Source organism: Streptomyces sp. NPDC057963 (genome assembly GCF_042887155.1).
GTDB lineage: Bacteria > Actinomycetota > Actinomycetes > Streptomycetales > Streptomycetaceae > Streptomyces.
In genome coordinates this window covers 37580-64440 of the sequence record NZ_JBHVPX010000025.1, presented here as the reverse complement: position 1 = coordinate 64440, position 26861 = coordinate 37580, and the positions used below count along the sequence as shown (strand labels likewise).

At 70.8% G+C, this 26861-nt stretch carries 28 protein-coding genes; 14 read left to right on the top strand and 14 right to left on the bottom strand.

From position 1 onward, the window contains the following. Positions 1-163 precede the first annotated feature (163 nt). From ACFVT1_RS34915 to ACFVT1_RS34885, 7 genes are read right to left on the bottom strand one after another with little or no spacing between them, the layout of a single operon-like run. On the bottom strand, positions 164-1657 hold the full coding sequence (locus ACFVT1_RS34915; protein ID WP_389803105.1) for an FAD-dependent monooxygenase: 1494 nt from the start codon (positions 1655-1657) through the stop codon (positions 164-166). Further along, positions 1654-2457: a thioesterase II family protein gene (locus tag ACFVT1_RS34910; protein ID WP_389803102.1), complete on the bottom strand. Its 804-nt coding sequence runs from the start codon at positions 2455-2457 to the stop codon at positions 1654-1656. Before ACFVT1_RS34910 ends, ACFVT1_RS34915 begins: the two co-directional genes overlap by 4 nt. Beyond that, positions 2454-3548, bottom strand: coding sequence for an alpha/beta hydrolase (locus tag ACFVT1_RS34905; RefSeq protein WP_389803099.1), 1095 nt, complete (start codon positions 3546-3548; stop codon positions 2454-2456). Before ACFVT1_RS34905 ends, ACFVT1_RS34910 begins: the two co-directional genes overlap by 4 nt. Next, complete coding sequence (locus tag ACFVT1_RS34900) at positions 3541-4368, bottom strand: 2-oxo acid dehydrogenase subunit E2 (RefSeq protein ID WP_389803096.1); 828 nt, start codon at positions 4366-4368, stop codon at positions 3541-3543. Before ACFVT1_RS34900 ends, ACFVT1_RS34905 begins: the two co-directional genes overlap by 8 nt. After that, positions 4365-4592 carry an acyl carrier protein gene (locus ACFVT1_RS34895; RefSeq protein ID WP_389803093.1) on the bottom strand — a complete coding sequence of 76 codons (228 nt, stop codon included), beginning with the start codon at positions 4590-4592 and terminating at the stop codon, positions 4365-4367. Before ACFVT1_RS34895 ends, ACFVT1_RS34900 begins: the two co-directional genes overlap by 4 nt. Next, complete coding sequence (locus tag ACFVT1_RS34890) at positions 4589-6469, bottom strand: HAD-IIIC family phosphatase (RefSeq protein WP_389803090.1); 1881 nt, start codon at positions 6467-6469, stop codon at positions 4589-4591. The genes ACFVT1_RS34895 and ACFVT1_RS34890 overlap by 4 nt, the downstream gene beginning before the upstream one ends. 4 nt (positions 6470-6473) lie before the next feature. Then, a complete protein-coding gene (locus tag ACFVT1_RS34885) occupies positions 6474-7505 on the bottom strand; it encodes a 3-oxoacyl-ACP synthase III family protein (RefSeq protein WP_389803141.1) in 1032 nt (343 codons plus the stop codon). Between the two features lie 213 nt (positions 7506-7718). On the opposite strand from ACFVT1_RS34885, the gene ACFVT1_RS34880 reads away from it, so the two are divergent. The 3 genes from ACFVT1_RS34880 to ACFVT1_RS34870 are packed head-to-tail and all read left to right on the top strand — an operon-like array spanning position 7719 to position 10399. Further along, positions 7719-8909 carry a cytochrome P450 gene (locus ACFVT1_RS34880; protein WP_389803088.1) on the top strand — a complete coding sequence of 397 codons (1191 nt, stop codon included), beginning with the start codon at positions 7719-7721 and terminating at the stop codon, positions 8907-8909. Between the two features lie 48 nt (positions 8910-8957). Beyond that, positions 8958-10163: a cytochrome P450 gene (locus ACFVT1_RS34875; RefSeq protein ID WP_389803085.1), complete on the top strand. Its 1206-nt coding sequence runs from the start codon at positions 8958-8960 to the stop codon at positions 10161-10163. Positions 10164-10174: 11 nt separating this feature from the next. Next, positions 10175-10399 carry a ferredoxin gene (locus ACFVT1_RS34870; protein ID WP_389803082.1) on the top strand — a complete coding sequence of 75 codons (225 nt, stop codon included), beginning with the start codon at positions 10175-10177 and terminating at the stop codon, positions 10397-10399. 73 nt (positions 10400-10472) lie between these two features. On the opposite strand, the gene ACFVT1_RS34865 is transcribed toward ACFVT1_RS34870, so the two are convergent. Then, on the bottom strand, positions 10473-11063 hold the full coding sequence (locus ACFVT1_RS34865; RefSeq protein ID WP_389803079.1) for a TetR/AcrR family transcriptional regulator: 591 nt from the start codon (positions 11061-11063) through the stop codon (positions 10473-10475). A gap of 139 nt (positions 11064-11202) precedes the next feature. On the opposite strand from ACFVT1_RS34865, the gene ACFVT1_RS34860 reads away from it, so the two are divergent. Together ACFVT1_RS34860 and ACFVT1_RS34855 are read left to right on the top strand one after the other, a co-directional pair. Then, entirely contained in the window at positions 11203-12681 is a 1479-nt protein-coding gene (locus ACFVT1_RS34860) for an MFS transporter (RefSeq protein WP_389803076.1), read from the top strand. A 145-nt stretch (positions 12682-12826) separates the two neighbouring features. Then, the gene (locus tag ACFVT1_RS34855) at positions 12827-13129 is read left to right on the top strand and encodes a class II aldolase/adducin family protein (protein WP_389803138.1); all 303 of its coding nucleotides are present in this window, start codon (positions 12827-12829) and stop codon (positions 13127-13129) included. A gap of 132 nt (positions 13130-13261) precedes the next feature. On the opposite strand, the gene ACFVT1_RS34850 is transcribed toward ACFVT1_RS34855, so the two are convergent. Further along, positions 13262-14569, bottom strand: coding sequence for an LCP family protein (locus tag ACFVT1_RS34850; protein ID WP_389803135.1), 1308 nt, complete (start codon positions 14567-14569; stop codon positions 13262-13264). A 342-nt stretch (positions 14570-14911) separates the two neighbouring features. After that, the gene (gene tatA, locus ACFVT1_RS34845) at positions 14912-15193 is read right to left on the bottom strand and encodes a Sec-independent protein translocase subunit TatA (protein WP_389803132.1); all 282 of its coding nucleotides are present in this window, start codon (positions 15191-15193) and stop codon (positions 14912-14914) included. 150 nt (positions 15194-15343) lie between these two features. On the opposite strand from tatA, the gene ACFVT1_RS34840 reads away from it, so the two are divergent. Continuing rightward, complete coding sequence (locus tag ACFVT1_RS34840; protein WP_389803073.1) at positions 15344-16867, top strand: LCP family protein; 1524 nt, start codon at positions 15344-15346, stop codon at positions 16865-16867. A gap of 49 nt (positions 16868-16916) precedes the next feature. Here ACFVT1_RS34840 and ACFVT1_RS34835 read toward each other — a convergent pair whose 3' ends face one another. Further along, entirely contained in the window at positions 16917-17774 is an 858-nt protein-coding gene (locus tag ACFVT1_RS34835) for a lysophospholipid acyltransferase family protein (protein ID WP_389803070.1), read from the bottom strand. Next, complete coding sequence (locus tag ACFVT1_RS34830) at positions 17771-18019, bottom strand: hypothetical protein (RefSeq protein ID WP_389803068.1); 249 nt, start codon at positions 18017-18019, stop codon at positions 17771-17773. Before ACFVT1_RS34830 ends, ACFVT1_RS34835 begins: the two co-directional genes overlap by 4 nt. A gap of 951 nt (positions 18020-18970) precedes the next feature. Between ACFVT1_RS34830 and ACFVT1_RS34825 the strand changes: the two genes are divergently transcribed. Together ACFVT1_RS34825 and ACFVT1_RS34820 are read left to right on the top strand one after the other, a co-directional pair. Then, positions 18971-19687, top strand: coding sequence for a hypothetical protein (locus ACFVT1_RS34825; RefSeq protein ID WP_389803065.1), 717 nt, complete (start codon positions 18971-18973; stop codon positions 19685-19687). 131 nt (positions 19688-19818) lie between these two features. Then, positions 19819-20127 (top strand): hypothetical protein, encoded by a 309-nt coding sequence (locus ACFVT1_RS34820; protein ID WP_389803062.1) that lies wholly within the window; start codon positions 19819-19821, stop codon positions 20125-20127. 132 nt (positions 20128-20259) lie between these two features. On the opposite strand, the gene ACFVT1_RS34815 is transcribed toward ACFVT1_RS34820, so the two are convergent. Then, positions 20260-21048, bottom strand: a complete 789-nt coding sequence (locus ACFVT1_RS34815; protein WP_389803060.1) for an HAD hydrolase family protein — start codon at positions 21046-21048, stop codon at positions 20260-20262. Between the two features lie 175 nt (positions 21049-21223). On the opposite strand from ACFVT1_RS34815, the gene ACFVT1_RS34810 reads away from it, so the two are divergent. Continuing rightward, positions 21224-21619: a molybdopterin-binding protein gene (locus ACFVT1_RS34810; protein WP_389803057.1), complete on the top strand. Its 396-nt coding sequence runs from the start codon at positions 21224-21226 to the stop codon at positions 21617-21619. Between the two features lie 230 nt (positions 21620-21849). Here ACFVT1_RS34810 and ACFVT1_RS34805 read toward each other — a convergent pair whose 3' ends face one another. Next, positions 21850-22320: a molybdopterin-dependent oxidoreductase gene (locus tag ACFVT1_RS34805; protein WP_389803054.1), complete on the bottom strand. Its 471-nt coding sequence runs from the start codon at positions 22318-22320 to the stop codon at positions 21850-21852. Positions 22321-22458: 138 nt separating this feature from the next. On the opposite strand from ACFVT1_RS34805, the gene ACFVT1_RS34800 reads away from it, so the two are divergent. From ACFVT1_RS34800 to ACFVT1_RS34780, 5 genes are all read left to right on the top strand, one after another. Beyond that, positions 22459-22845 carry a molybdopterin-binding protein gene (locus ACFVT1_RS34800; protein WP_389803051.1) on the top strand — a complete coding sequence of 129 codons (387 nt, stop codon included), beginning with the start codon at positions 22459-22461 and terminating at the stop codon, positions 22843-22845. A 35-nt stretch (positions 22846-22880) separates the two neighbouring features. Further along, on the top strand, positions 22881-23711 hold the full coding sequence (gene modA / locus ACFVT1_RS34795) for a molybdate ABC transporter substrate-binding protein (protein WP_389803048.1): 831 nt from the start codon (positions 22881-22883) through the stop codon (positions 23709-23711). Beyond that, on the top strand, positions 23708-24565 hold the full coding sequence (gene modB, locus ACFVT1_RS34790) for a molybdate ABC transporter permease subunit (RefSeq protein WP_389803045.1): 858 nt from the start codon (positions 23708-23710) through the stop codon (positions 24563-24565). The genes modA and modB overlap by 4 nt, the downstream gene beginning before the upstream one ends. After that, a complete protein-coding gene (locus ACFVT1_RS34785; protein ID WP_389803043.1) occupies positions 24562-25638 on the top strand; it encodes an ABC transporter ATP-binding protein in 1077 nt (358 codons plus the stop codon). The genes modB and ACFVT1_RS34785 overlap by 4 nt, the downstream gene beginning before the upstream one ends. A 294-nt stretch (positions 25639-25932) precedes the next feature. After that, entirely contained in the window at positions 25933-26757 is an 825-nt protein-coding gene (locus ACFVT1_RS34780; RefSeq protein WP_389803040.1) for a hypothetical protein, read from the top strand. Positions 26758-26861 lie beyond the last annotated feature (104 nt).

Below are 26861 nucleotides of genomic sequence, written 5' to 3'. Positions count from 1 at the left end.
CCGCGTCTTTTTTTTATACTCCCCTGCGGGGGGTCGGCGCCGGGCGCTAAGGGCGGGTTGCGGCTCACCCCGGGCCGCCGGCCGGGGCGGGGGGGCGGGGCCCCCAGTGCCGGGGGCAACCGCCCCTCGGTCGTGTGCCTGCCCCGGCCGCCCGCCGGGACCGTCAGTGGCCGGTGGCGTCCCCGAACCAGGTCTTGAGGGCCAGTTGCAGCCCTTCCCGGTCGCCTCCGTCGTGGTCCACGTGGGCGACGTGGCCGTCCGGGCGCAGCAGGAGTACGGCCGCGTCGAGTTCCGTGACGGGTTCGGCGTCGACGGTGTCGACGCGGTCGGTCCAGCCCTTGATGTCGGGGGCCTCGTCGCCCGAGAGGTTCAGCAGGACGCCGCGTCCCGGATGCAGCGTGCGCCAGGTGGTGGTGGCCTCCGCCGCTTCCCCGGCGCCGGACTTCACCGGTGTCAGGGGGATGTCGCCGATGCGGCGGCCGAGCAGCGGATGGCCCGGTCCGTCGGCCGGCTTGCCCATCGGGTAGCGGATGCCGATGCCCGTCACCATGTCGGTGAGGTAGGTGTTGACCTCGTCGAGCCGCAGGAGTTCGCCGAAGAGTTCCCGCAGCGGCGCCACCCGCTCCAGCGGGTACATCAGGGAGTCCTGGGCGCGGGTGTTCATGCAGACGCGTTCGCCGACCGGGTGCCGCTCACTGTGGTAGGTGTCCAGCAGGCCGTCGGGGGCCTCTCCCCGGACGACCGCGGCCAGTTTCCAGCCGAGGTTCCAGGCGTCCTGGATACCGGTGTTGAGGCCCTGGCCGCTGACCGGAAGGTGGATGTGGGCCGAGTCGCCGGCCAGCAGGACCCGGCCGTCGCGGTAGCGCTCGGCAAGCCGGGTGGGGTTGCCGAAGCGGGACAGCCAGTGGGCCTCGCCGATGTCCAGGATCTCCGGGTCGATGCCCGCGACGCGCTGGATGCTGCCGCGGAACTCGTCGATCGTGACGGGCACGTTCTTGCTGGTCAGTTCGGTGCCGAATTCGATGACCGTGACCCGGTGCTGTCCTGGCCCGATGGGGGTGACGGCGAACAGCCCGGTGCCGTACAGCTTCGGGGGGAGCCGCTGCTGGAAGTCCTCCGGCGTGTTCACATCGCCGGTGATCCCGTTGATGGTGGAGGCGCTTCCGGGGAAGCCTATGCCGGCGAGTTTGCGGACCTTGCTGCCGCCGCCGTCGCAGCCGACGAGGTAGTCGCCGCGTACCTCGGACTCCTGCTCGCCCTCCCGTACCCGGACCGTGACTCCGTCGGCGTCCTGTTCGAAGCCGATCACCTCCTGGCCGCGGCGGATGTCGACACCGAGTTCCAGCGCGCGGTCCTCCAGACGGCGTTCCAGATGACGTTGCGGCACGAGCAGCGGGACGAGGCTCGGGTCGATGATCCCGGTCAGCTCCAGCAGACCGAAGTTGTACGAGCGGATGTGCGGGTACTCGTCGAACCAGTCGAGCCCCCGTTGGGAGAGGACTTCGACGGAGCGTGCCTGAAGGGTGAGCGATCTCGACCATCCGTTGGCTTCCGGCAGCCGCTCGATGACGATCGTGTGCACGCCCTTCAGGCCCAGCTCGGCGGCGAGCATGAGGCCGCTCGGGCCTCCGCCCGCGATGACAACAGTCGGACTCACGGCAGACTCCTCGCTGCGGGATGGATGGTGGCGAGCGGGACGAGCGCCCTGCGGAGCAGGTGGAGAAAGGACCGGCTCTCGTCCCGGATGAAGAAGTGGCCGCCGGGCACGGGCTGGACGGAGCAGCCGCCTTCGGTGTGCTGTGCCCATGCGGCGGCGTCGCGCGCCGTCACGAGGGTGTCGGCCCTGCCGGTGAAGACCTGGATCGGGCAGGGCAGCGGATCGTCGGGGCGGGTGCGGCCGGGGCTCGCGCACAGTTCCAGGTCCGCGCGCAGGAGCGACACCGCGGCCTGGAGCCATTCCGGGTAGCGGAGCAGCTCCGGGGACATGCCTCCGATGTCGATCATCCACTGGGCCAGCAGCTCGTCGGAGAGTTCCGCGACCGCGTCGAGTCCGGTGGGCAGGTGTGGTGCGGGAAAGGCCCCGACCAGCAGCCGGGCGGGAAGCGGGCGTCCGAGGGCGTGCCGGTGGCGGGTCAGCGCGTAGGCGACGGCGGCGCCCATGCTGTGGCCGTAGAAGGCGTACGGTCCGGTCAGCGACGGGCCGAGCGCCTCGTCGAGGTCGGCGACGAGCGCGCCCATGCTGAGCTGCCTCGGTTCGCGGATCCGCCCTTCCCTGCCCGGGAGTTGGACCGGGAGCACGGCGATGTCGGGCCGGAGCGCCTGGACCCAGGGGGCGAAGGCCGAGGCGGCTCCGCCGGCGTGGTGGAAGCAGAACAGCCGCAGCCGTGCGCCGGGGGCGGCGGAGGTGGGGAGATAGCCCCCGGCGCCGCTCGCCGGGGGCCCCGCGGAGCCGTTCACGCGCGTGCTCCCGCGAGGCGGCGGCGGGCTCGGGCCGCGCCGAGCAGCAGGCCGATGACGGCCCGTTGGGCGGCCTGGGCGCGCCGCATCCGCAGCACCGACTGCACGGTCCACAGCCGGGTCTCGACGACGTGGTCGGGAGATCCGTGCACATCGTCGTTGTTCAGCAGGCTCAGCCGGCGTACGTGGGTGCGCAGCGCCTGGATGTCGGCGTCGGGGATGATCTCGTCCCTGGCGCTGACCACGCTGTGCACGGGGATGTCCAGGGCGCCCAGCGACGCGGCGTCGATGATGTGCCCGCTCATCCGCTCGACGGTGTGCTCCGGCGGTGTACCGGTGAGGTGGGCGAGCGTGTCCACGGTGACGCGCGGCAGTCCGGCCCGCCAGGCGCGGTCGGAGAAGAACGCGTCGACGGGGGCGCCCGCGGTGACGATGCCGCGTATGCGGGGGTCGTGGGCGGCGCAGCGCAGGGCCATGTTTCCGCTGAAGCTCAGTGCGACGGCGTAGGTGTGGTCGACGTCGGCCCGGGAGGCCACGGCGTCGAGCACGGCCGGGATCATCCGCCGGCTCTTGTCGTCGTAGGGGGTGGTGTTCTCCCCGATCCCGGGCATTTCGGTGACGATGCCGGCCATGCCCAGGCGTTTGGCCTGGACGAGGACGGGCCCCCACTGTTCCTTGACGGTGACGATGCCGCCCATGATGAGCAGGACGGGGCGCGGCCGGTCCGCGGAGAGGCCGGCGGTCCAGCAGGCGATCCGGCCGCTGTCCGTTTCGATGTCGAGCCGTTCGATGGCGCGGCCGTCCTGGGTGCGCCAGGTGTCGAACGCCTCGACGCAGCGCTCCCCCGCGGTCTGCCGGGCGGGACCGTCGACGTAGGGGAAGCGGGCCATCGCGTAGTGCCGGCATGCCTCCAGCAGGCGGCCGGCCGCCTCCTGCGCCTCACCCGCCCGCTGCCATTCCCCGGCCCAGGATCCGGGACCGCCCCGCGGGTCGTCGCTTCCGATGCGGTCGAGGACGGTGCGGTAGCCGCCGATGTTCTGTGCGCGGGCGTGCACGACCGCGAACTGTTTGAGCTCGTCCACGTCATTCATCGCCCCTCCTCACGGAGGTGTCGGAGGTGTCGGAGGCATCGGAGGTGTCGCGGTCCGCGGCCGGCAGGCCGGTCGGGTTCTCAAGTCCGTCCTTGAGGTCGCCCAGTACGTCGGCGGCCTCCGCTCCGTCGATGACCCGGTGGTCGAAGGCGAGGCTCAGCCGCATGACGGGGGCGGTCGTCACCACGTGGTCGCGTACGACGGGACGCTCGGCGATGCGTCCGAGGCCGAGGGTGACCGTGGTGCCGCCCACCGAGTGGAAGCCGTCGACGGGCCGGTGGCCCAGCGAGGTGACGGCGAAGGTGCCCATGCGCGCGGCCCGTCGGCCGAGGGGGCGCACGGCGGCACGGTAGGCGAGCCGTCCGAGGGGCATGGGCAGCCGTTGCAGCGCCCGTGCTCCGGCGAACTCCGGCATGGTGGCCGGGTCGCCGTCACGGTAGTGGTCGACCTGGTGCTGGATGTCGTCGAGTCCGGCCCGGTGGAGGCCGGGGAGGACGGCGGACAGCACGATGCGCCGGCCGTCGAGGGTTCTGTCCAGGGTGAGTTTCCCGTCGACGGACCCGTACCGGGCGACCCTGGGCCGGATCCGGCCCGTGATCGCGGCGTTGGCCTCGGGGTGGTCGGCGAGGACCCGTGCCGCGGTGTGCAGGACGTAGGTCACCACCGAGTACCGGTGGCCGGCCGCGCGGGCCGCGGTGCGGTGCTCCCCGATGCGCGTCATGTCGATCTCGGTGTCGAGGAAGACGGGGGCGAAGGACCGGATCTCGCCGAGGAATTGCAGGGTGTGGCGGCGTTGCCGGGCCATCGGCCCCGGGGTCATGCCGTCACCGTCAGGTCGTAGATGTCGTGCAGGCTGGAGGCGAGCAGGACGTCCGGCATGGAGACGCGGGTTCCCGTGGTGCGTTCCAGTGCCGTCAGGAGGGTCAGCAGGTGCATCGAGTCCCAGCCCGGCACCGCGTCGAGCGGTCCCGCGATGTGGTCGACGGTGACGGGCAGCCCGACCTCCTCGTTGATGAGCGTCACGAAGTCGTCGATGGTCTTCACGAGCCGGTGCCTCCGAGGTGTTCGGTCAGTCGCACATGGGGTGGCGGCGGAGTGATGGTCTCCAGGTCGTGGCGGTGGCCGAACCCGTTCGCCGCCTCGCCGGACGGCACGAAACCGCCCTGTGCGTAGAAGTCGGCGACCTTGGTGTTCTTCGGCGTCGGCCGGTAGGTGCCGTGCACGGCGCGCACTCCGGTGGCTTTCGCATGGGTCAGCACGGCCGCGAGGCAGGCCTGCTCGACGCCTCGGGAGAACACCCGGCAGCTCAGCAGGAAGTTCTCGATGTGCAGCTCGTCGCGGTCGCGGCGCAGCAGTACGACGCCCACGAGGCCGTTCTCGCCGTAGCGGTCGCCGGTGTGCACGGTGAGGACCCGGGTCTCGGGGCCGGCGGCGAGTGTCTGGACCTCAGCCGACTGGAGCCGCTGCGTGGTCATGTTGAACTGGTTGGTCCGCAGGGTGAGTTGGGCGACGCGGGGGATGTCGCGAGCGTCCACGTCGGCGATCCGCACGGTGACGCCGAGCTCGCGCAGATAGTCCTCGACCGAGTCGAAGCCGGTCATGAAGTCCTTGCGGACCAGCTCGTCGCGGTACCGGTCGGGCCTCTCGCGGTCCTCGGAGGTCAGCGCCCGGACGTCGAACCAGCCGTCGGCCAGGAGCTTGCGGACATGCAGCGCGGGTTCGTCGTCGAGGTCGATCACGGCGACGCCCGGCAGCATCTTCCGTACGAGGCCGCGCTCGTAGGCGCTGTCGTCGGCGAAGACCAGGCTGTCGACACCGAGGTTGAGGTCCTCGGCCAGTTGCACGAGGTTCTCGTGCTTGGGCCGCCAGTTGGCGGTGACCCGCACGAAGTCGTCCTCGCGCAGGGTCATGTCGGGGTGGTCGCGCAGGACTTCGCGGACCGGGTCGAGGTCGTTCTTGCTCACGGCGGCCACCAGGACGCCTTGCGAGGCGAGTTGCCGGACCACGCGCTGGAAGGCCCGGAACGCCTCGCCGCGCAGGCTGCTCGCGACTTCGATCCCGTCGATCCCGTCGTCCCCCAGGATGCCGCCCCACACCGTCTCGTCCAGGTCGACGACGAGGCACTTCCTGGTGTGCCCACCGATGTGCCGGGCCAGATGCGCGACTTCGCGCGCGTAGGCGGCGAGCAGGGCGGGTGCGAGGTGGGCCTTCGCGTAGATGTCGAGGCGTGGTTCCGTGACGGGAATTCCGTCGGCGACGAGGGGATCGAGATCGAGCACGACCGTCGACGGGCGGTCGCGCATGAGGTCGAGGAGGGCGGCGTTCGCCTGCCGCCAGATGGCCCCGAGCTCGGCCCGCGAGGCGAGGTCGACGAGCCGTCCGGTGTACTCCCGCGGGAGCGGCAGGGTGTTCAGTACGAGGGTGCCGCGGCCCGCCGATTCGAACCGGCGCGTCGCCTCGTCGAGGAGCGCGAGCTGCCCGGCGAGCGCTTCCCGCACGTCGGCGGGGCGCCAGGGCGCCGGCAGGAGGTCGAAGACCATGGCGGGGTCGAGGACGCACAGGACGAGGTCGGCGTCGCCGTACACCTCGCTGGCCGGGTCGGCCAGTTGCAGCCGGTAGCTGTCGTGGTCCGTCATGTGCGGGCGCAGCAGGATGCCGTGCCGTGCCGTCTCGGCGGTGAGCGCGGGGACCAGCTCGGACAGCGTGCCGTGACCGGTGACCACCACGGTCGTCGTCGGCGTCGCGGGATGGGCGCGCAGGATCTCGTCGGGGTCGCTCCGGGACAGCAGCCTGCCCGCCCGCAGGAGATCGTCCCCGGTGAGGGGTGCGATCAGCCGGGATACGTCGGGGTGGCGCTCGACGAGCAGCCCGGCACGGGCCAGGGCGAACAGGTCCTCGGCGACCGGCTCGGTGCGGGTCATGGGGCTACCCCCGCTCCAGTGCGAAACCGGCCTTGATCCACTTGCTCGACTCCACGGCGACGGCGACGGCGCGGTCCCCCGTGGTCATGCGTGGCAGCAGCCGTTCCAGTTGCAGGAAGGGCAGCGCGTTGCCGGTGTTGCCGGTCTCCGCGACGCAGGTGATCTCGGTGGGATGCGGGGCGTCCATCCGCTTCACGATGAGTTCGGTCATCCGGCCGGAGAGCTGAGGCGGGAGAAGGAAGTCGAGGTCGTCCGCGGCCCAGCCGAGGCCGTCGAGCAGTTCGTCGAGGACTTCGGCGGCCATCACGGGCACGGCTGCCTCGATCGCCTTGTAGTCCTCCCTCGACGCCGCACGGTCCGGATTCCGGTCGGACTTGGTGAACCATTCCAGGACCTGTCCGGGCTCTCGGTTCAGGCCGACCAGCCGGGTGAGTACGCGGACCAGCCGGGCGGAGCGGTCCTGCGGCCGGCTGGTCAGAACGGCGGCTCCGGCACCGTCGCCGAAGAGCGCGACATTGACCATCTCCTCGGGGCTCAGGGCACTGAGGTCGGTCTCGACGTCGAAGATCTTGCTGCAGACGTCACCGCCGAGGACCAGCGCGGTGTGGTGCTCGCCCGCCATCAGCAGCTGCCGGGCCATGTTCAGGGCCTGGACCGCACCGGTGCATCCGGACTGCAGCTGGTACGTGGCCACGGCGTCGATGCCGAGGCGTTCGGCCACCATGTTCACGGTCGCGGGCATCAGCTGGTCGGGGGTGGAGGTGCCCAGCACCACCAGATCCACGTCACCGGCGGTGAGGCCGGCCGTCTCCAGTGCGCGGCTGCCCGCCTGTTCACACAGGTCGGTGAGCCGGACATTCGGCTCACCGGTCTTGAGATCGACGGCGAGATGGCGGGTGCGGGTACCGACGAAGGTGTCGATCCACTGCTCCCACAGGGTGTCCATGCCGAACCGGTCGGCGAGCGCCGCGTTGTCCACGGGTGCGCCCGGTAGCGCCGTGCCTGCCGACAGCAGGTGGATGTCGGGTGCGTCCATGCCGTTCCCTTCGGGTGCCGCGAGGTGCTGGTCGAGGAGCCGGGTTCGGATGGTGGCCATCGGGCCTAAAGCGGAACTAGCGCCCACCTTGGCGTCGGCCCGCCGCGCCTCTGACCCGATGCCCGCTGCCGGGCCGGGGCGCGTCCGATCCATACCGCGCCGCTTTAGCCGGGCCGAAGAACGACCCAAGCGGCGGGTCCGACCCTCGGGGTCATGACAGATGCCGACCTCCAGGTCTTCCCCATGCCGCGCACGGACCCGTTGCTGCCGCCTCCGGGCTACGCGGCGCTGCGTCAGGGGCCGCCCTGCAAGGTACGGCTGCCGCTCGGCTCGGAGCCGTGGCTGCTGACGCGGCACGCGGATGTCCGGGCCGCTCTGGCGGACCCCCGGCTGAGCGCGGATTCGCGCAACCCGGACCTTCCGCGGGTCGTGCCGCTGCCGCCGGGGCCGAGCCGGGTGTCGTTCCTCCGCATGGACGACCCCGAGCACGGCGTACTGCGGCGGATGCTGACGCCCGAGTTCACGCTCCGCAAGATCCAGGAGCAGCGTCCGGGCATCCGCAAGACGGTCGACGCTCTGCTCGACGCCATCGACCGGGGCTCGCCGCCCGTCGACTTCATCGACGCCTTCGCCCTGCCGCTTCCGTCGCTGGTGATCTGCACGATGCTCGGAGTCCCCTACGCGGACCACGACTTCTTCCAGGCCCAGAGCAAGATCATCGCCTCGGGTACGGACAGCCCGCAGGAGATCGCGGCGGCGTACGGGGAGCTGTCGGCCTATCTGGACCGGCTGTCCGCGGAGAAGGCGCGCACTCCGGGCGACGATCTGCTCAGCCAGGTGGCCGGCCGGTATGTCACCTCGGGCGAGCTCTCCGTGGAGGAGCTCAGCTCGATGGCCCGGCTGCTGCTCGTCGCGGGCCACGACACCACGGCGAACATGATCGGCCTGGCCGTGCTCACCCTGCTGCGGAACCCCGACCAGTTGGAGGCGCTGCGGCGGGATCCCGGCCTCATGCGTTCCGCGGTCGACGAGTTGCTGCGCTACCTGTCGGTGTCGCAGAGCGGCATGGTGCGGGTGGCGGTCGACGAGCTGGTCATCGGCGGGCAGCGCATCGCCAAGGGCGAGGGGGTCGTCTTCGCCCTGCCGTCCGCCAACCATGACGAGGCTGCCTTTCCGCATGCCGAGCGGCTCGACATCCGCCGGGACGCGAGCAGCCATGTCGCCTTCGGACACGGCATCCACCAGTGTTTGGGCAAGTCGCTGGCCAGGGTGGAGATGGAAACGGCACTGTCCGCCCTGATCGAACGCTTCCCGGATCTGCGGCTCGCCGTCCCGTTCGATGAACTTTCCTTCCGGTTCGACAGTTTCGTGTACGGCCTCTACGAACTTCCGCTCTCCTGGTAAGCGGTACGGATGCAGGCAGACCTGCGACCGAGGAGTGAGGAGTCAGCTGTGTCTTCGGCAGAGCCACGAGTCAGGGACTTCCCCCGCACGCCGCCGGGCCAGTTGCGGCCCGCCGCCCTCCTGGACGAACTGCGCGAGAGAGAGCCGGTGTCCCGGGTCCGTCTGCCGTTCGGCCGGGACGGCTGGCTCGTCACCCGTCACGACGACGTCCGGACCGTGCTGACGGACCACCGGTTCAGCCGTGCGGCCGGTGTCTCCGAGGACGTGCCCCGGTCCACTCCGCGGGTGCCGCGGGCGGACTCGATCCTCTCGATGGACCCGCCGGAGCACTCCCGGCTGCGCGGTCTGCTGGTGAAGGCGTTCACCGCCAGGCGGGTCGAACAGCTGAAGCCGCGCACCGAGGCCATCGCCCGCGGTCTCCTGGACACGATCGCCGACGGAGGCGGGCCCGCGGACCTCGTGGAGCAGTTCTGCCTCCCGCTGCCGGTCACCGTGATCTGCGAGCTGCTCGGGGTCCCCGCCGCGCGGCGGGGCAGCTTCCGGGAGTGGTCCGAGGCGTTCGTCTCCTCGACCCGGCTGACGGGGCAGGAGATCGAGGCGGCCCACGGTCATCTCCGCGACTGCCTCGCCGAGTTGATCGCCGAGCGCCGTGCCGTTCCCGGCGACGATCTGCTCGGCGCACTGGTCACCGCACGGGACGCCGAAGGCAGGCTGAGCGAGGGGGAACTGGTCACCTTCGGTGTGACGCTGCTCGTCGCGGGCCATGAGACGACCGCCGGCCAGCTCGGCAACTTCCTCTATCTGCTGCTGACACACCCCGACGAACTCCGGCTGCTGCGCGCACGGCCCGATCTGCTTCCTTCGGCGATCGAGGAGATGCTGCGCTACGTGCCGATCGCGGCGAGCGCCGGGTTCGCCCGTATCGCCAAGGAGGACGTGGTGCTCAGCGGGGTGACCATCAGGGCCGGAGAGGCGGTGCTGGCTTCCGAACCGGCCGGGAATCGTGACGCCTCGGTCTTCGCGGACGCCGACGCCCTCCGCTTCGACCGGAAGACCAATCCACATCTGGCATTCGGGCATGGTGTGCACCACTGCCTGGGTGCCCCGCTCGCCAGGATGGAGCTGCACGTGGCGATCAAAGCGGTCCTCGACCGTTTCCCCGGGCTACGGCTGGCCGTCGACCCCCGCGAAGTGCGGTGGAAGTCAGGCTCGTTGGCGCACGGAGTGGCGGAGCTGCCGGTGATCTGGGAATGAGCGGGTCCGGCGTGGCGAAGTGGCGTATCGAGGTGGACGACGAACTCTGCTTCGGTTCCGGGGTGTGCACCGGATGCGCTCCCCAGGTGTTCGATCTGGTCGACGGGGTCTCCACCCCGGCCGCCCCCGTGGTGGAGGCCGGTCCCGAGGTGCTGATCGCGGCCGAGTCGTGCCCGGTCGAGGCCATCAGGGTGACCGACACGGCCACGGGCGAGGTGCTCGCGCCGACCGATTGACGGCGGCGACGGCGACGGCCCGGGGTGTGTTCCGTGCGGAACGGGGCACATGCCGGGCCCCGTTCGCCAGCCCTCAGGCGCGGGAGAGCAGCCCCTTCATGGCGATACCGAGCAGCCGCTCGATCTGCTCCGCGGGCGCGGGCGACTGCTCCGTCGCCCAGGCGATGGCGTTGACGAGCTTGAGCGCGGACGTGATGTCGTACTCCGCGGCGATCTCTCCGGACTGCTGCGCCCGGACAAACAGTCCGTGGCCGGCCTCGGTGATCCGCGTGTGGCGCGCGGCGCTCAGCGACGGCCCGTCGTCGATTTCGATGGCCAACTGCTCCGCGGCGAGTCCGCGGTACGTCCGGGAGTGCTCGATGACCGCGCGGAGCCACTCCTCCAGCGCTCCGCCGGGCGAGGGGCTGTCGAGCAGCGCCTTCGCCTGCTCGCACAGCGCGTCCACCCGGTCCCGGAAGACCGCGTCCAGCAGCGCTTCCCTGGTCGGGAAGTGCCGGTAGAGCGTCGCCGACCCCACCCCGGCACGCTTGGCGATGTCGTCGAACGGGGCATCCGCGCCGTTTTCGGCGAATGCCTCCCCCGCGGCTTCGAGCAGACGGAAGTAGTTCCTGCGCGCATCGGCCCGCAGAGGCTTGGCCGGTCCAGTGGTGGCCGTGCGTCCCATGGGCTCTCCTTGATAAACGGACTGTGTCCCCGTATCGTACCGCCCATAAGCGGGGACACTCCCCGTTTCTTTCGGGCGGGGCATCGCGGCGCGGTGCCCGCACACGATCGCAGCTCTTGCTGAGGGGTTGGCGTACGACATGTCCACATCCGAAACGACCCCGGTCGACACGGGGCAGACACGATCCGGGGCCCTGCCCGGCCAGGGGCTCGGGATCACCCTGGCCGTGATCGTCACCTGCCAGCTCATGGTCGCCATCGACGGCACCGTGATGAACGTGGCTCTGCCGTCGTTGCGGGAGAGCCTGAACTTCTCGGCGACGAGCCTCTCGTGGGTTCCGACCGCCTACACCCTGGCTTTCGGTGGACTGCTGCTGCTCGGCGGCCGGGCGGGCGACGTCCTCGGCCGACGGCGGGTGTTCGTCGCCGGTGTCCTGGTCTTCACCCTGGCCTCCCTGCTGGGCGGCCTCGCACCCACGGCGGGCTGGCTCATCGCGGCCCGCGTCCTACAGGGCGCCGGCGCGGCCATGTGCGCCCCCAGCACACTCGCCCTCCTCACCACGAACTTCACCGAGGGCGCCCAGCGCAACCGCGCACTCGGCGTGTTCTCCACGGTCGCGGGGCTCGGGCTGGCCATCGGCCTCATCCTCGGTGGCGTGCTGACCGAGTGGGCCTCATGGCGCTGGGCCCTCCTCATCAACGTCCCCTTCGGCATCGCCATCGCCGTGCTGGCTCCGAAGTACGTCAAGGAGCCGCCCCGGCAGTCCGGCCGGTTCGACACGAGCGGCACCCTGCTGTCGGCCGCCGGGATGGGGCTCCTCGTCTACGGCCTGATCCGGGTCGCCGAGGTCGGCTGGGGCAGCACCCTCGCGGTGTCCCTGGCCGCCGCCGGTGTCGTCCTGCTCGCGGTCTTCGTCCTCGTCGAGCGGGGCGCCCAGCAGCCGATCATGCCGCTGCGCCTGTTCGCCGACCGCACCCGGGCCAGCGCCTACCTCAACATGCTGCTTCTCGTGGCGACGATGACCAGCATGTTCTTCTTCCTGGTCCAGTTCATGGGAGACATCCTGGACTTCAGCCCCATGATTTCCGGGGTCGCCTTCCTGCCGATGGCGGGCGCCCTGTTCGTCTCGGGCCGGACCGCCCCCAAGCTGCTGCCGAAGTTCGGCGCCAAGAAGGTCATGATCGGCGGCGCGGTCGCCATCGTCGCCGGAGTCGCCTGGCTGGCCACCATCTCGGCCGACACCTCGTACGCCGCCGGAGTCCTGGGCCCGCTGATCCTGTTCGGCACCGGCATCGGCTTCAGCTTCATGCCCCTGAACATGACCATCCTCGGTGGCGTACCGCCGCGCGACGTGGGCGCCGCTTCGGGCCTGCTCCAGGCGATGCAGCAGGTCGGCGGCTCGGTGGGCCTGGCGGTGCTGGTGACCGTCTTCGGCTCGGTGAGCCGCGACTCCGCCGAGAAGCCGCGGGGCGTCGGCCAGAGCCTGGAGGCCCACGCGCACATCGCCGAGGCCGACGGCATGTCGAGCGCCTTCGCCGCCGGAACGGTCTTCGCCGTGCTGGCCCTGCTCGTCGCGGCCTTCGCCATCCGCATCCCCAAGCCGAAGGCCGCCGCCTGACCGCCCGGCACCACCGCACGTGAAGACCGCCCCGCACCACCGCACATGAAAGAGGCAGACCCGAGTGGGGGTCTGCCTCTTCCGCGTACCGGCTGCCGTCGCGGAGCGGCCCGCTACGAGTGCGTGCCCGTGACGCCAGTACGGGATCCGGCCTCCCCCGCGAGCGGCGCCCGGTGAGGCCCTGGGCGGGAACAAGGCCGTCATCCTGCAGAACCACGGCCCGCTGACCGTCGGCCACCCGGTCGCCGAGGTCGTGTGGTGGTTCGTCACCATGGAACGCTCCTGCCAGGCCCAGCTGCTGGCGACGGCGGCCGGTACGCCGAAGCTCATCGACCGGGAGACGGCCCTGGTGACCCGTGGCCAGGTCGGCACCCACCTGGCGGGATGGTTCCCGGCCCGCCCGCTGTGGGACCGGATCACGGCCTCCGATCCGGATCTGTTCGACTGACCGCGCGGAACGGGGGACGGCGAGGAGCAGCGGACCGCGAGGGACGGCCGGCCGCAAGGTATCCGTCACTCGCCGTTCTGCTGCGCGCCGCGGGAGCGCGGCGCTGCCCGCACGCCCACGCTGCCCGTCGGTTCAGCGCACGCCGTCGAAATTCTCGCCGACGGTCAGCGTCACGACCCCCGGAGCGGCCGCGGGGTCCTGGGTCGCTCGCACCTTCGGCAGCCGGGAGGCCAGCGCCTTCGCCTGCTGGTCGAGTCCCTGTGGGAAGGCGACCGACGTCTTTCCCGTGCCGCCGGGGGCGTTGCCCGTGCCGACGACGGTGTATCCCGCCGTGCGCAGCGCTTCCGCGGCCTTCGCAGCCTCCCCCGGCTTCCCCGTCCCGTTGAGTACGCGCACACGGATCGTGGAGGCGTAGACGGGGTTCTTGCTGCGGGCCTCCAGTGCCTTCTTGTCAACTTCCTTGTCCGCGGCCAACGAAGTGAAGAGGTCCGCCGCCTGGGGGTACTGCCACACCACGTTGGCCTTGTCGGTGGGCACGTCCGCCTCACGCCCGTAGTTCGGCACGGTCAGGAAGGCCAGCCGGTCGCTCGGGATCCCCTTGAGCTCGGAGGCGAGCCCGGTGAGCGGGGTGATCCCCGCCAGATCCTTGTCCGTGGTCAGTGATTTGGTCGCCGAGTCGAGGAAGCCGTACAGGGCGGTCGGGCTGGTGAGTTTCTTCTGGGCCTTGGCGGCCAGGGCCTCCATGAACTCCTGCTGCCGGCCTATCCGGCCGAGGTCGGAGCCGTCTCCCACGCTGTAGCGGGTCCTGACGTACCCGAGGGCCTTCTCGTCCTTGACGGTCTGGCATCCCGCTTCCATGTCGAGATGGGCCTTCTTGTCATGGATCGCCGTCTCCGGACAGACTTCTATGCCGTCCAGGGCGTTCACCATGCCCTTGAAACCCTGGAAATCGATCGACATGAAGTGATCGATGCGCAGGCCGGTGTTCTTCTCGACGGTTCGGATGGTGCAGGCCGCAGCCTCGGCGACCTCACCGCTCGTTCCGCCGATGGCGAAAGCCTCGTTGATCTTGAAGTGGTGCGGTGTGGACTTGGTGCCGTTACCCCGGTCGCAGGCCGGTATGCCGACCCATGAATCGCGCGGGAGGGATACGACGGTGGCCCACTTCCGGTTGGCTGCCACATGCATCACCATCAGGGTGTCCGACTGCATCGTGGTCAGGCCCTTGCCGTATTTGCCGTTGTCGCCGGCGCGCGAGTCCGAGCCCACCACCAGGATGTTCTTGGAACCGGGACTCATATTGGCAGGCCGGTCGCCACCGAGCTTGTCGTCGATGTCGGCGGAGTGGATGTTCCCGTCGAGGCTCTGATAGATCCAGGCGCCGACGCCGCCGGCCGCCACGAGCAGCACGGCCAGCGCCGCTCCGCCGCGGACGAACAGCTTGCCCCGTCTCGTGAGCCGCCCCCCTGGCTTCTCTCCGCCCCTGCGCCTCGCGCCGCTTCGCGGCTTCCTGCGTTCCTTGCTCACGCCGACCCTCCGCACCCGGCCTTTCGACCGCGCGCCCGCCCACTCCCTCGTGCCCCGCACCTTGCGGTGGACGAACCCTACCTACCCGAAGAGAACAAGGGCTCGGGCGATACGGACACCGTGGTCGGCGGCGCTGCGGCGGGACCGGCCGCGCACCCCGGCCGTTCGCGCGGAACTCCCGGTCGACGAGGAACTGTTCGTCACCACCGCCCCGTCCGTGACGTCGCCCCCGAAGTTCCGCACGGCCCCGGTGCGTCAGCGGGGCTCGGCGCCGTAGTCCGCCACCGGGCGGCCCGACGCGGCGTCACCCGGGGCCGACCGGATGATCCTGGGTGCCGCCCGCTCGGGGTCATCGGGCTCGGAAGCGGCCGGCCGGGACTCGCCCTCCTCCTTCATGGCCTTGGTCTCGCTCTTCAGGATGCGGAGCGATTTGCCCAGCGCCCGTGCGGTGTCGGGCAGCTTCTTCGATCCGAACAGCAGGACGATCACGAGCCCCAAGATCAGCAGATGCCAAGGCTCCAGCGCGTTGCGGAACACTCCGCCCACCCACCCTTCCTTTTTTTCGATGGACCACGCCGGGCGCCGCCCACACAGAAACACTTGCTACATTGCGCAACTGTACAACCGTCATGGTGGGGGCGGTCCGATCTCCTCCTCCCCTGTGACCGGAACCGATGGGGTGGGCGAATGACAGGCAGCCGCCAGGTGTCCCGGCGACGCGCACGTGCCGCGGCAGGGCGCGACCGACGGCGCAGGCGAAGCCGGACCCGGACCGGCCTCACCCTCGGGGTTTCGCTGCTCGTCCTGCTCACGGCCGGAGCGGGCTGGCTCTACGCGCGGCTCAACGGGAACATCAGCACGTTCAGCGCGGACGGAGTGTCCGGCGACCGGCCGCCCGCCTCCACCAACGGCTCGAACGTGCTGGTGATCGGCTCGGACGGGAGGACCGGCGGCAACAGCGAGCTGGGCGGCGGCGACAAGAACGACATCGGCCGCTCCGACACCGCGTTCCTGCTGCACACCTACGCCGATCAGCGGCACGCCGTCGCCGTCTCGATCCCCCGCGACACCCTGGTCGACATCCCGCCCTGCAAACTGCCCGACGGCAGTTGGTCCAGGCCGCAGACCGATGCCATGTTCAACGCGGCCTATTCGGTGGGCGAGACCGCCCGGGGCAACCCCGCCTGCACCCAGAACACCGTCGAGAAGCTGACCGGGCTGCGCGTCGACCACACCGTCGTCATCGACTTCAAGGGCTTCGCGGCGATGACCGAGGCCGTCGGCGGCGTCCAGGTCTGCCTGCCCCAGGATGTCTACCAGAGAGATCTCAACCCCCATCGCCCCACCCGCGGCGAGCGGATTTTCACCAAGGGCCCGCAGACCGTCTCCGGCCAACGGGCGCTCGACTACGTGCGTATCCGGCACGGCATCGGCGACGGCTCCGACATAGGCCGGATACAACGCCAACAAGCCTTTGTCGCCAGCCTGTTGAAGCAGGTGAAGAGCGACGGACTCACACCTACCAGACTGCTGCCGCTCGCGGACGCGGCCACCAGGTCGATGACCGTCGATCCCGGACTCGGCTCCGCCGGCAAACTGGTCTCCTTCGCGATGTCGATGAAGGACATCGACCTGCACAACACCAAGTTCGTGACCCTGCCCTGGAGATATCAGGGTGCGCGCGTGGCGATCGTCCATCCCGACGCCGACGCCCTGTGGGCGGCGCTGCGGGCCGACCGCACCCTCGACGGGCAGGACGCCGGCGCACGGCACGGCACGGCGGCCCCCTCCACGTCGTCCTCGTCGTCGCCGAGCGGCGCCGGGCAGGTCTCCGGCGCCGGTGTCTCCGTGGCCGTGTACAACGGCACCACCGTCACCGGCCTCGCCGCCCGTGCCGCCCGGACGCTCGGCGAGCACGGCTTCACCGTCACCCGCACCGCGACGGCGACGGCGACGGACCGGCCCCGGGCCGGGACGGTGATCGAGTACGGCCCCGGCCAGAAGGAGGGGGCCGAGAAGGCCGCCCGGCTCTTCCCCGGCGCGCAGCTCACCGCGACGGCCGCGACGGGCATCGAGGTCGTCGTCGGCACGACGTACGCGGCCGAACCGGAGACCACCGCCTCGCCCCCACCGGCTGCCGTCCCCTCGCAGGTGGCCGACGGCGCCCGCTCCGCCGACGACAACCCCTGCTCCAACCTCTCGTACGGATGACCCGGGTACGGCGCTGAACGGTCCCGGCGGCACCTCCGCAGTGAAGGAGTCAGGCATGGGCGGGCGCCCTGGATCCCGACACGGCCCGTTGGGCCTCGGCCGCCAGTGAGCGCCGGTCGCCGCCGGTCAGCGGACGGTGCGTGGTGACCCGGGCCGACAGCTCCCCGGCACCGACAACCCGGCGCAGGGACGTGGCGAACCCCTCGTCCCCGAGGAAGCCCGCGACCGTGCTGGGGACGCCGTGCTGGAGGTAGTCGATCGTCACGGGACGGACCGGGGCACCCGCGTCGACGGCCGCCTGGAAGGTCGCACGCCGGAACGTACCGCCGGGAACGGAACACCAGGTGGTCCCCTGCGGGAACACCATCACGGACTGCCCGGTGCGCAGCGTCCGCGCCAGTTCGGCAACGGTGTACGGCAGCTCGCGCAGGCCCGCCCGGTCGATGAAGCGTGTACCGATGCGCCGGGCCAGCGTCCCTATGACGGGCCATGTGCCGACCTCGCGCTTGGCGAGCAGGGTCACGGGCTCGACCGCCAGCAGGACGATCACATCGAGCCAGGAGATGTGGTTGGCCACGACCAGGGTCCCGGTCGGCCCGGGTACGGTCAGCGGCCGACGGCCCTGCTCCGGACCCACGTCCCGCCCCGGGCTCCCGTCCGGCTTCGGGCTCCCGTCCTGCTCCAGATCCAGGTCCAGGTCCAGCCGTATCCGGAGGGCGGCGAGAATGGCGCGGGCCTCGGCGCGCAGGGTCCGGGGGTCGGCCAGCCGGTCTCCCCTCGCCGCGCTGTGGAGGAGCGTGCGGGCGACGGACGCGTACCGGTGCATCGTCTCGGGCAGCGGCACACCGGCTGCCGGGTTCTTCGCGCAGGCCGGTGTGCAGACCGGCTCCACCGTCCAGGGGTTCACCGTGTCGCCCCGGCGAAGTAGCGGCGGTCGCGACCGTTCAGCAGGTCCGTCGCCGGCAGGACGGAGGGGGCGGCGACGCCGGCCTCGATCAGCGGGGAGTGCGTCCCGGGGAGCAGGCGCACGTCGTACTCGTGGTCCGAGCGGGGCCGTTCGGGGCGCCTCCACGGCAGGAATCCGTAGGTATCGAGGATGTGGTGCGTCGTGACGTAGGTGCGGGTGACCGCTGCCGTGGTCGTCGAGAGCATGAGGTGCCGTTCTCCCTTCGGTGGGCGGACTGCGCCGGTCTGCTCACACAGCCCGATTCGCTTGTTCGGCGGAGAGGTTGCCCCCTCACGGGTCATGGGGAAGGGCCGGGCGGAACACAGGCGCCGGTGTCGGGCACGGTGCTTTCCTTTCGTCGCCGATCGGAGTAACCGGAGCAATCGGAGTATTGGCGCGCCGGGTGAATACCGTGCGAATCGAGGTGGAAGACCGGCTCTCGGGTGGCCGCCGCCGGGCCCGGCCGTACGACAGCGTCGACGGGGTGCGGGAGTTCGGCGGCGTCTCGCCGGCAGCGCGGTCATGCCCGGTTCGACGCGCTGCGACTTGGGTGTGGTGGTGTCGGCGGGCGCCAGGTGCCGCCTCTCCGCGCCCAGGGGTCCGCAACTCAATCGCGGTACGGAGACGGCCGGAACGGTGCGCCGCCGACCGGGGGCTGTACGGAGCTGTACGGAGCCGAGCCGACCGGAGCTGTACGGAGGCCGGGGACACGGTGTTCGCCGGTGGACACCACCGGCATCGTCCCCGCCGCCGCCTACCCCCGCCTGCCCGAGGTCGCGCGGCCCGCACCGGCGAACGGTTCCCGGCGTGTCGTCGCCGGGGCCCTTCCACAGGGCGATGTGGGCCATGAAGTGTCCACGCGGCACCGCACGAGGTGCTGCCCACCCGGGTCCAGTCAATGAACGACACACCGCTTCCGGAGTGAACGGACATCCAAGGGTCACCCCAACAGGCGAACGCCCGGTCAATTCGACCACATACAACGACATTGATGATCCGTCAGAACGTACCCGAATGGCATACGAGTGACAGCCGCTCCGGTCGAGGTCACTGCACCAGCTGTTCGATATGCCCCGAAATGACAGTTGTGGAGACCCTACGTACGTTCAATCACGGGTCTGCTCCTCAGCCGACCCCTCTGAGACAGGAGAAGCGACATGACCAAACGTGCCACCGTTCTCACAGCCACCGTCGCGGCCGCCGCGGCCCTGGCTGCCACCAGCAGCACCTTCACCTCGGCCGCCACCACCGAGCCGCCCGAGACTGCCCCGGTCGTCCAGCGGGCCGCAGCCGCCCCTGCCCCCGCACCCGCCGCGGTCCCCAAGGACAAGGGTGACTCCGGAAGGAGCAATGAGGGCCGGGGCAACGGCGAAGGCCGAGGCGGCGACGAAGGCCGGGGCAACAGCGAAGGTCAGGGCAACAGCGAAGGCCGGGGCAATGGCGAAGGCCGGGGCGGCGACGAAGGCCGGGGCAATCAGGGCCGGGGCGACGACCGGGGCCGGGGTGGCGACGAAGGCCGAGGCGGCGACGAGGGCCGAGGCGACCGGGGCCGGGGCGACGACGACCGGGGCCGGGGCTACGACGAGGGCAGGATCCACGTCAACGAGCGCACGTACTCCGCCACCCCCGGCGGCTGCATCACCGTGGCCAGTGGCCTCGGCTCCACCAGCTTCAACATCTTCAACGACAGCCGACGGACCGTCGAGGTCTTCAGCGGAGCCACCTGCGACAACGGCGCCCCCATCGCCAGCGTCGGCCCCCGCGGCGCCACACAGGGCGTGTTCCCGAACCGCGTCGAAGGAGGCGTGTTCGTGAGCAACGGAGTAGGGGGCAGCTTCCGAGTGGTCGAGAACGACTTCGACGACGAGTGGTGACCGGAGCGCCCGTGCGGCGTGACGTGGTGCCCCGGCCCGCCGGAATCGGGCCGGGGCGCCCGCCCACGTACGCATGGCGGCCGTCGGGAGCGAGGGCGATGCCCATGCCTCCCCCGCGGTACTCGCCGTACGTGGGTTCTCCGATGCCCTCCGTCTCGTACGGGATGCGCGCGGTCCTCGTCCGCCTGTCCGTGCCCACGACGGCAACGCCCTCGGCGGTGGCGACCCAGGCCCGTCCATCGCCGCCGACGACGAGCCCGTACGGGGCGGCGCCCGCCTCGACCGGGTCGAAGGCGCCCCGGTCCGGGTCGACGAACGTGACGGTGTCGGCCCCGGAGTCGGCGACGAGGAGCGTGCCGGACGGGGTACGGCCCGACGGCGCGGGGGCCGACCGTTCGGGGGCCGGATCGGAGCTGCTGCCCCGGGCCTTCTCCCTGTGATCGGCCGAACCCGTTGGGGAGGAAGGGGAATTGCCCGCTTCCCCGACCGCGCACCCGGTGACGAGCACGGCGGCCGCGGCCAACGCCGCGGTCCGTGCGGCCCGGGTCACTCCAGGGTGTCGTCGACCGGATTCAGGGGGTCGTCGCCCGGACGTCGGCCCGAGCCGCCTCGGCCAGCAGGGAAATCTCGGCCGCGACTGCCTCCGGGTCGGCCGCGATGGTGACCTGGGCAACCTCGTCCAGACCCGGGTGGGAGCCGACACGCACGGCCCGCTCCGCGTTCTGCAGGAGATCGAAGTCGTTGATGTCGTTGCCGAACGCGACGTACTCGCCGGTCCCCATCCACGTCAGGGCTTCCCACTTCGTCGTCGAACCCGGCGCGAAGTCGATGATCGCCTCGTCGAGGTGATGGTTGACCGTCAGCCCCAGCCGGCGGCCGACTTCGGCGAGTCCCGCCATGTCCGACGCTCCGACGACAAGGAACTTCACGACCTCGGGAAGCTCGGCGAGGTCCACCCTTCTCGCGAGGTTGCCCTGATCGACACGGCTCCGGATCGGGTGGTCCACGGGTCCGGTGTAGGCGTAGTCCCAGGGCCCGTCCGCGAGGTAGGCCGCTTCGTACTGCCCGACCGCTTCCATCAGTGCGCCGAATCCGGCGGGATCGAAAGCGGCACGGGCCCGAACCTGGCTGTCGACCGAGACGAGGCTCCCGTTCCCGCCGATCAGTGCGGCGGACGGGAAGGCTCCGTCGAGTACCGGCAAGAGGTCCCGGACAGGCCGGGCAGATGCGAAGACCACGTCGTAGCCGACGCGCTCGCACGCGCCGATCGCCGCGAGAATCCGGTCATCGATCGTCCGTCCGTCGAAGCAGAGCGTGCCGTCGATGTCGAAAACCAAGGTGCGGGCGCGAAGTTTGAACATCACCGGATTCTATCCGGCCGGCCGGCGGCGGTGAGGGGAGCCTGGCGACTACGCGGGGCACCTCTGATCGCCCGGACGGCTCCGGCCCCGCGCTCCGCCTCCGGGCGCCGGAACCTGCTCGACCGGACCAGTGCGGTGGGCCTGCACGTCCGTGGATGGGCCTATCTTGGCGCGTATGCAGTTCTACACAATCGGCCAGGCCGCCCGGCTCCTCGGCGTGAGCCCCGACACCGCACGGCGCTGGGCCGACGCCGGCCGAGTGGCCACCCATCGGGACGAGGGCGGGCGGCGGCTCATCGAGGGGAAGGACCTTGCCGTCTTCTCCGTGGAGCTGGCCAAGACCGGTGGCGCCGAGGAGGACACTTCGTACACCTCGGTTCGCAATGCCTTCCCCGGGATCGTCACCGCGGTGAAGCTCGGTGATGTCGCTGCCCAGGTGGAGATCCAGGCCGGCCCGCACCGGCTGGTGTCGCTGCTGACGCGGGAGGCCGTGGAGGAGCTGGGACTGGAGGTCGGAGTGGAGGCCACCGCCCGGGTGAAGTCGACGAATGTGCACATCGACCGCGTCTGACCGAGGACCGGTGGCCTCCCCGCCGGTCAGCCGCTGACCGAGCCCAACCCCGACCGGGTCGTCCTGGCCGGACCTCGTCGGGCGAACGGAATTCCCGACCCGGCCCACTGGGACCGTGTTCTGGAACCGGGGTCGGTGTCTCGTCTGTGTGCTGGACGATCAGGACGCCCGCCGGTTCCGCCCGGCTCGCAGGCCGCCCTTCGCCGTTGCCGAACGGGTATGGACCGGTGTCACGCCCACGAGGTGTAACCGCCGTCCACGCGAATCGCGTTGATGCCGCTGACGTGCCGGGCCCCGCAACGGTCCTGGGGCAGCACGAGTTGGGCGCCGGCGCGGTCGAGGAGCGTGCCGTCGATCGTGGCGGCGAGCAGTACCGGCGCGTGGCCGAAGTCGGGGTCGATCTCCGCCCAGGACAGCAGGGCGTGGTGGCCGTCCGCACCGGACACCGCGATCAGGAATCGCAGGCGGTCCTTGCGGCGTGCGGGGTCGAAGACGGGACCGGCCGCCGACAGGACGTCGTGCAGGAGCGGTCCGGTGAAGCGGTGGTGCTGGATGCCGCTGGTGGCGCACTCGAAGCTGACGTCGGCCTCGCACTGCGGCCAGGCGAGCAGGTCGGGCACCGTCAGGCGGGCCGGACGGATCAGATCGCCGGTGAGGGCGAGTCCCGCCACCGTGTCCGCCGCTGCGAGGGACTGAGTCACGGACCACCACCTCCCGGATGTCCGTACCCGGATAGCCATCCTGTACAAACGCACATGCAATCCCGACAGATCAGTGATCCTGCTCATGCAAAGCCACAGAAGACTTTCCGCTTGCATCTGCGGCAGTATGATCTGCGCATGCACACCTACCGGATCGGGGACGCGGCCGCCTTGCTCGGCGTCAGTTCCGACACCGTGAGGCGTCTGGTCGACGGCGGGAAACTCACCGCCGAACGCGACGAGATGGGCCGCCGGATCATCCCCGGGCCGGTCCTCGCGGCCTACGCACGGCAGTTGCACCGTACGGAGCGGGATTCCACCGGTTCCTCGGCCCGCAACCGCTTCTCCGGCATCGTCACCGATGTGATCCTCGGAGACGTGTCGGCGCAGGTGGAGATCCAGGCCGGGCCGTTCCGGGTGGTGGCGATGGTCAGCCGCGAGTCGGCTGAGGAACTGAAGCTGGAGCCCGGTGTTCCGGCGGTTGCCGTGATCAAGTCGACCAACGTGGTCGTCGACAGACCGTAGATGTGTCCGTCAGGACCAGAGGGAGTGGACCCGTGATGACCCGTACCGCGCGCCGGACCCGCCGGACCCTGCAAGTGGCCGGTGCAGGCACCGCCGCGCTGCTGGCCCTGAGCGCCTGCTCTTCCTCCGACTCGGATTCCCCCGCGAAGTCCGACGCCTCGTCCTCCTCGTCCTCCTCGTCGCCGAAGCTGTCCGGCACAGTGACCGTCTTCGCCGCCGCGTCCCTCAAGGAGAGCTTCACGACCCTGGGCAAGGAGTTCGAGAAGCAACACCCGGGCACCAAGGTGACGTTCAGCTTCGGCGGCAGCGACTCCCTCGCCGCGAGCATCACCGGCGGCGCGCCCGCCGACGTGTTCGCCGCGGCCAGCCCCAAGACGATGAAGATCGTCACCGACGCGGGCGACGCCTCCGGCACGCCCGCCACCTTCGTCCGCAACCAGTTGGAGATCGCCACCCTGCCGGGCAACCCCGACAAGATCTCCTCCCTCAAGGACCTCACCGGGTCGCGCCTGAAGGTCGTGCTCTGCGCCAAGGAGGTGCCGTGCGGCGCCGCCGCCCAGAAGGCCCTCGACGCCAGCAGTCTCAAGCTCACCCCGGTGTCGTACGAGCAGGACGTCAAGAGCGCCCTGACCAAGGTCGAGCTGAAGGAGGCCGACGCGGCGGTCGTGTACAAGACCGACGTGAGGGCGGCCGGTGACAAGGTGGAGGGTGTGGAGTTCCCCGAGTCGGCCGACGCCGTCAACGACTACCCGATCACCCTGCTCAAGGACGCCCCCAACGCCGATGCCTCCAAGGCGTTCATCGCGCTGGTGCAGTCCGCCGAGGGCCAGAAGGTCCTGACCGGGGCCGGGTTCCTGAAGCCGTGACCTCGACCGCCAGGCCCGGCGCCGCGACCGGGACCCGCCCAGGTGGGCCGCGGCGCCGGCGTGTCCGGGCGGGCGGCGGCCGCGTACCGCTGCCTCTGCTGGTGCCCGCGCTGATCGGTGTGGCGTTCCTGACCGTGCCGCTGATCGCACTGCTCGTACGGGCCCCGTGGCGCAGCATGCCCGAGCAGCTGACCAGCGCCGAGGTGTGGCAGGCGCTCCAGTTGTCCCTGGTCTGCGCCACGGCGGCGACCGCGGTGAGCCTGGTCGTCGGGGTGCCGCTGGCCTGGCTGCTGGCCCGGGTCGAGTTCCCCGGACGCGGCCTCGTCCGCGCTCTCGTCACGCTCCCGCTCGTCCTGCCGCCGGTCGTGGGCGGCGTGGCGCTGCTGACGGCACTCGGCCGCAACGGCATCGTCGGGAAGTGGCTGGACTCGTGGTTCGGCCTCACATTGCCGTTCACCACGGCGGGGGTCGTGGTCGCCGAGGCGTTCGTGGCGATGCCGTTCCTCGTCATCAGCGTCGAGGGCACCCTGAGGGCAGCCGACCCGCGCTACGAGGAGGCGGCGACCACCCTGGGCGCGTCCCGCTTCACCGCGTTCCGCCGGGTCACGCTCCCGCTGATCGCTCCGGGCATCGCGGCCGGCGCCGTCCTGGCGTGGGCCCGCGCGCTCGGCGAGTTCGGCGCGACCATCACCTTCGCCGGCAACTTTCCCGGCCGTACCCAGACCATGCCCCTCGCCGTCTACCTCGCCCTGCAGAGCGACCCGGAGGCGGCGATCGCCCTCAGCCTGGTGCTACTGGCCGTGTCCATCGCGGTGCTGGCCGGGCTGCGCGACCGATGGATGACCGCCGGATGACCGAGACCCCCGACGACCGCACCGGCACCGCCCCGGACGGGCTCGACGCCCGCCTCGTGGTGGACCGCGGCGCCTTCCGCCTCGACGTGGCGCTCGCCGTCGCGCCCGGTGAGGTGGTCGCCCTGCTCGGCCCAAACGGCGCCGGCAAGACCACGGCCCTGCGCGCGCTCGCCGGCCTGACACCGCTCACCGGCGGCCACCTGCGCCTGGACGGCGCGACGCTGGAGCGTACGCCGCCGGAATCCCGCCCGGTCGGCGTCGTCTTCCAGGACTACCTGCTCTTCCCCCACCTGACCGCCCTGGACAACGTGGCGTTCGGGCCGCGCTGCCAGGGGGCGACCAAGGCGGAGGCACGTGCGCAGGCCGCCAAGTGGCTCGACCGCCTGGGCCTCGGGGACCACACCGGCGCCAAGCCCCGCCGCCTCTCCGGCGGCCAGGCGCAGCGCGTCGCTCTCGCCCGCGCCCTCGCCACCCGCCCGCGCCTGCTCCTCCTCGACGAGCCCCTCGCCGCCCTCGACGCCCGTACCCGCCTGGAGGTCCGCACCCAACTCCGGCGCCACCTGGCCGAGTTCGAAGCAGTCGCCGTACTCGTCACGCACGACCCGCTCGACGCCATGGTCCTCGCCGACCGCCTGGTCGTCGTCGAGCACGGCGAGGTCGTCCAGGAGGGCAGCCCGTCCGACATCGCCCGTCACCCCCGTACGGACTACATCGCGCAGCTCGTCGGCCTCAATCTCTACCGGGGCCGCGCCGAGGGCCACACGGTCCGCCTCGACGCCGGCCCCGCCATCACCACCACGGAGGTCCTGTCCGGACCGGTCTTCGTAGCGTTCCCCCCGAGTGCTGTCACCCTCTACCGCAGTCGGCCCACGGGCTCCAGCGCCCGCAACCTCTGGCGCTGCGAGGTCGCCGGTCTGGAGACCCACGGCGACCAGATCCGCGCCGCCCTCACCGGCGATGTCCCCCTCGCCGCCGACCTCACCACGGTCGCCGCCGCCGAACTCGATCTGCACCCGGGTGCGGAGGTCTGGGCAACGGTGAAGGCGGCGCAGACCCACGCCTATCCCGTCTGAGGACGCCCTGTCCGGTCCGGGGACGCCCTTCCCGTCCGAGGACGTGCAGACCGGCGGGCGTCCACGGCCTGGCGATCTCCCACAAGCCGTCCGGAACGATCCGACTCCCCGTACCCCGCCCCATGACCGGCCCACCAAGTGAACCTCACACAGGACACCGACCCATTGAGGTCCGATGCCCCTTCCGCCACCGGGTGGACACGACATCCCACCGGCTCGACCACTCCAGCTGTGTCATGCTGAAGTCCCTATCAAGTCGCCTGTTTCGGCGAGGATTTGGCGGACGGGGAGAAGATGGTCGACATCGTCGCTGTCCACGGCATCAACATGCATCGCTCACAGCGCGCAACGATGCAGGAGAGCTGGCACGCAGCGATAGCGGATGGCCTGGCGAACATTCGAAGCCGGCACGCCGAGGCGCTGTCCGTCGAGTGCGCCTTCTACGGCCATGAGTACAACGACGGCAAGGCCGGCGGCGAGCCCGAATACGCTGCCATCGACCTTGCACCCGGCCTTGAGGAGGAACTGCTGATCGCCATCGGTTCCGCGCTCGACGAGGAGGCGGGCGACAGCAGTCAGGAAACGAAGCTCTACTTGCCCGGGGCAGTGCAGCGCGCCTTGGCGGGGATTCAGCGCAGCAATCTGCTCGACGGACGGGACAGCCGGGCGATCGCGTTCGTGAAACAGGTCAACCGTTACTTGACGAGCCCGGATTTCCGCAAGCTCGTTCATCTTGAGATGTCGACGGCGATGGAGCAGTCGCCGCGTGTGGTCATCGGTCACTCGCTGGGCAGCGTGATCGCCTACGAGTGGCTGCGGGAGAACAGGCCGGAAAACCCGCCCGCACTGATCACCCTGGGATCGCCCCTCGGGTTGGAGCCCGTCCGGCGGCGCCTGGACCAACGCCACGGGCCTCTGGGCTGGCCGGGTCAGGTCCGTTCGTGGACGAACATCGCCGCGGGGCACGACGCGGTGGCCACGGTGAAGAAGCTGGGCCCGTTGTACTCGTCCAAGGTCCGCGACCTGCCCTGCGACAACCCACGCAGGTCGGCCCACTCGGCGCTGGTCTACCTGGCCAATGTCCGCGCCTCCCGGGCCATCGAGATGGCACTGGCATGAGACCACGAGGCATCTTCTGCCTCTCTGGGGTCGGCAAGCACGACGACGGCGTCTGTGCGAGGCGGGGTCTCGGCGATCTCGACAGCGTGCCGATGGAGCTCAGA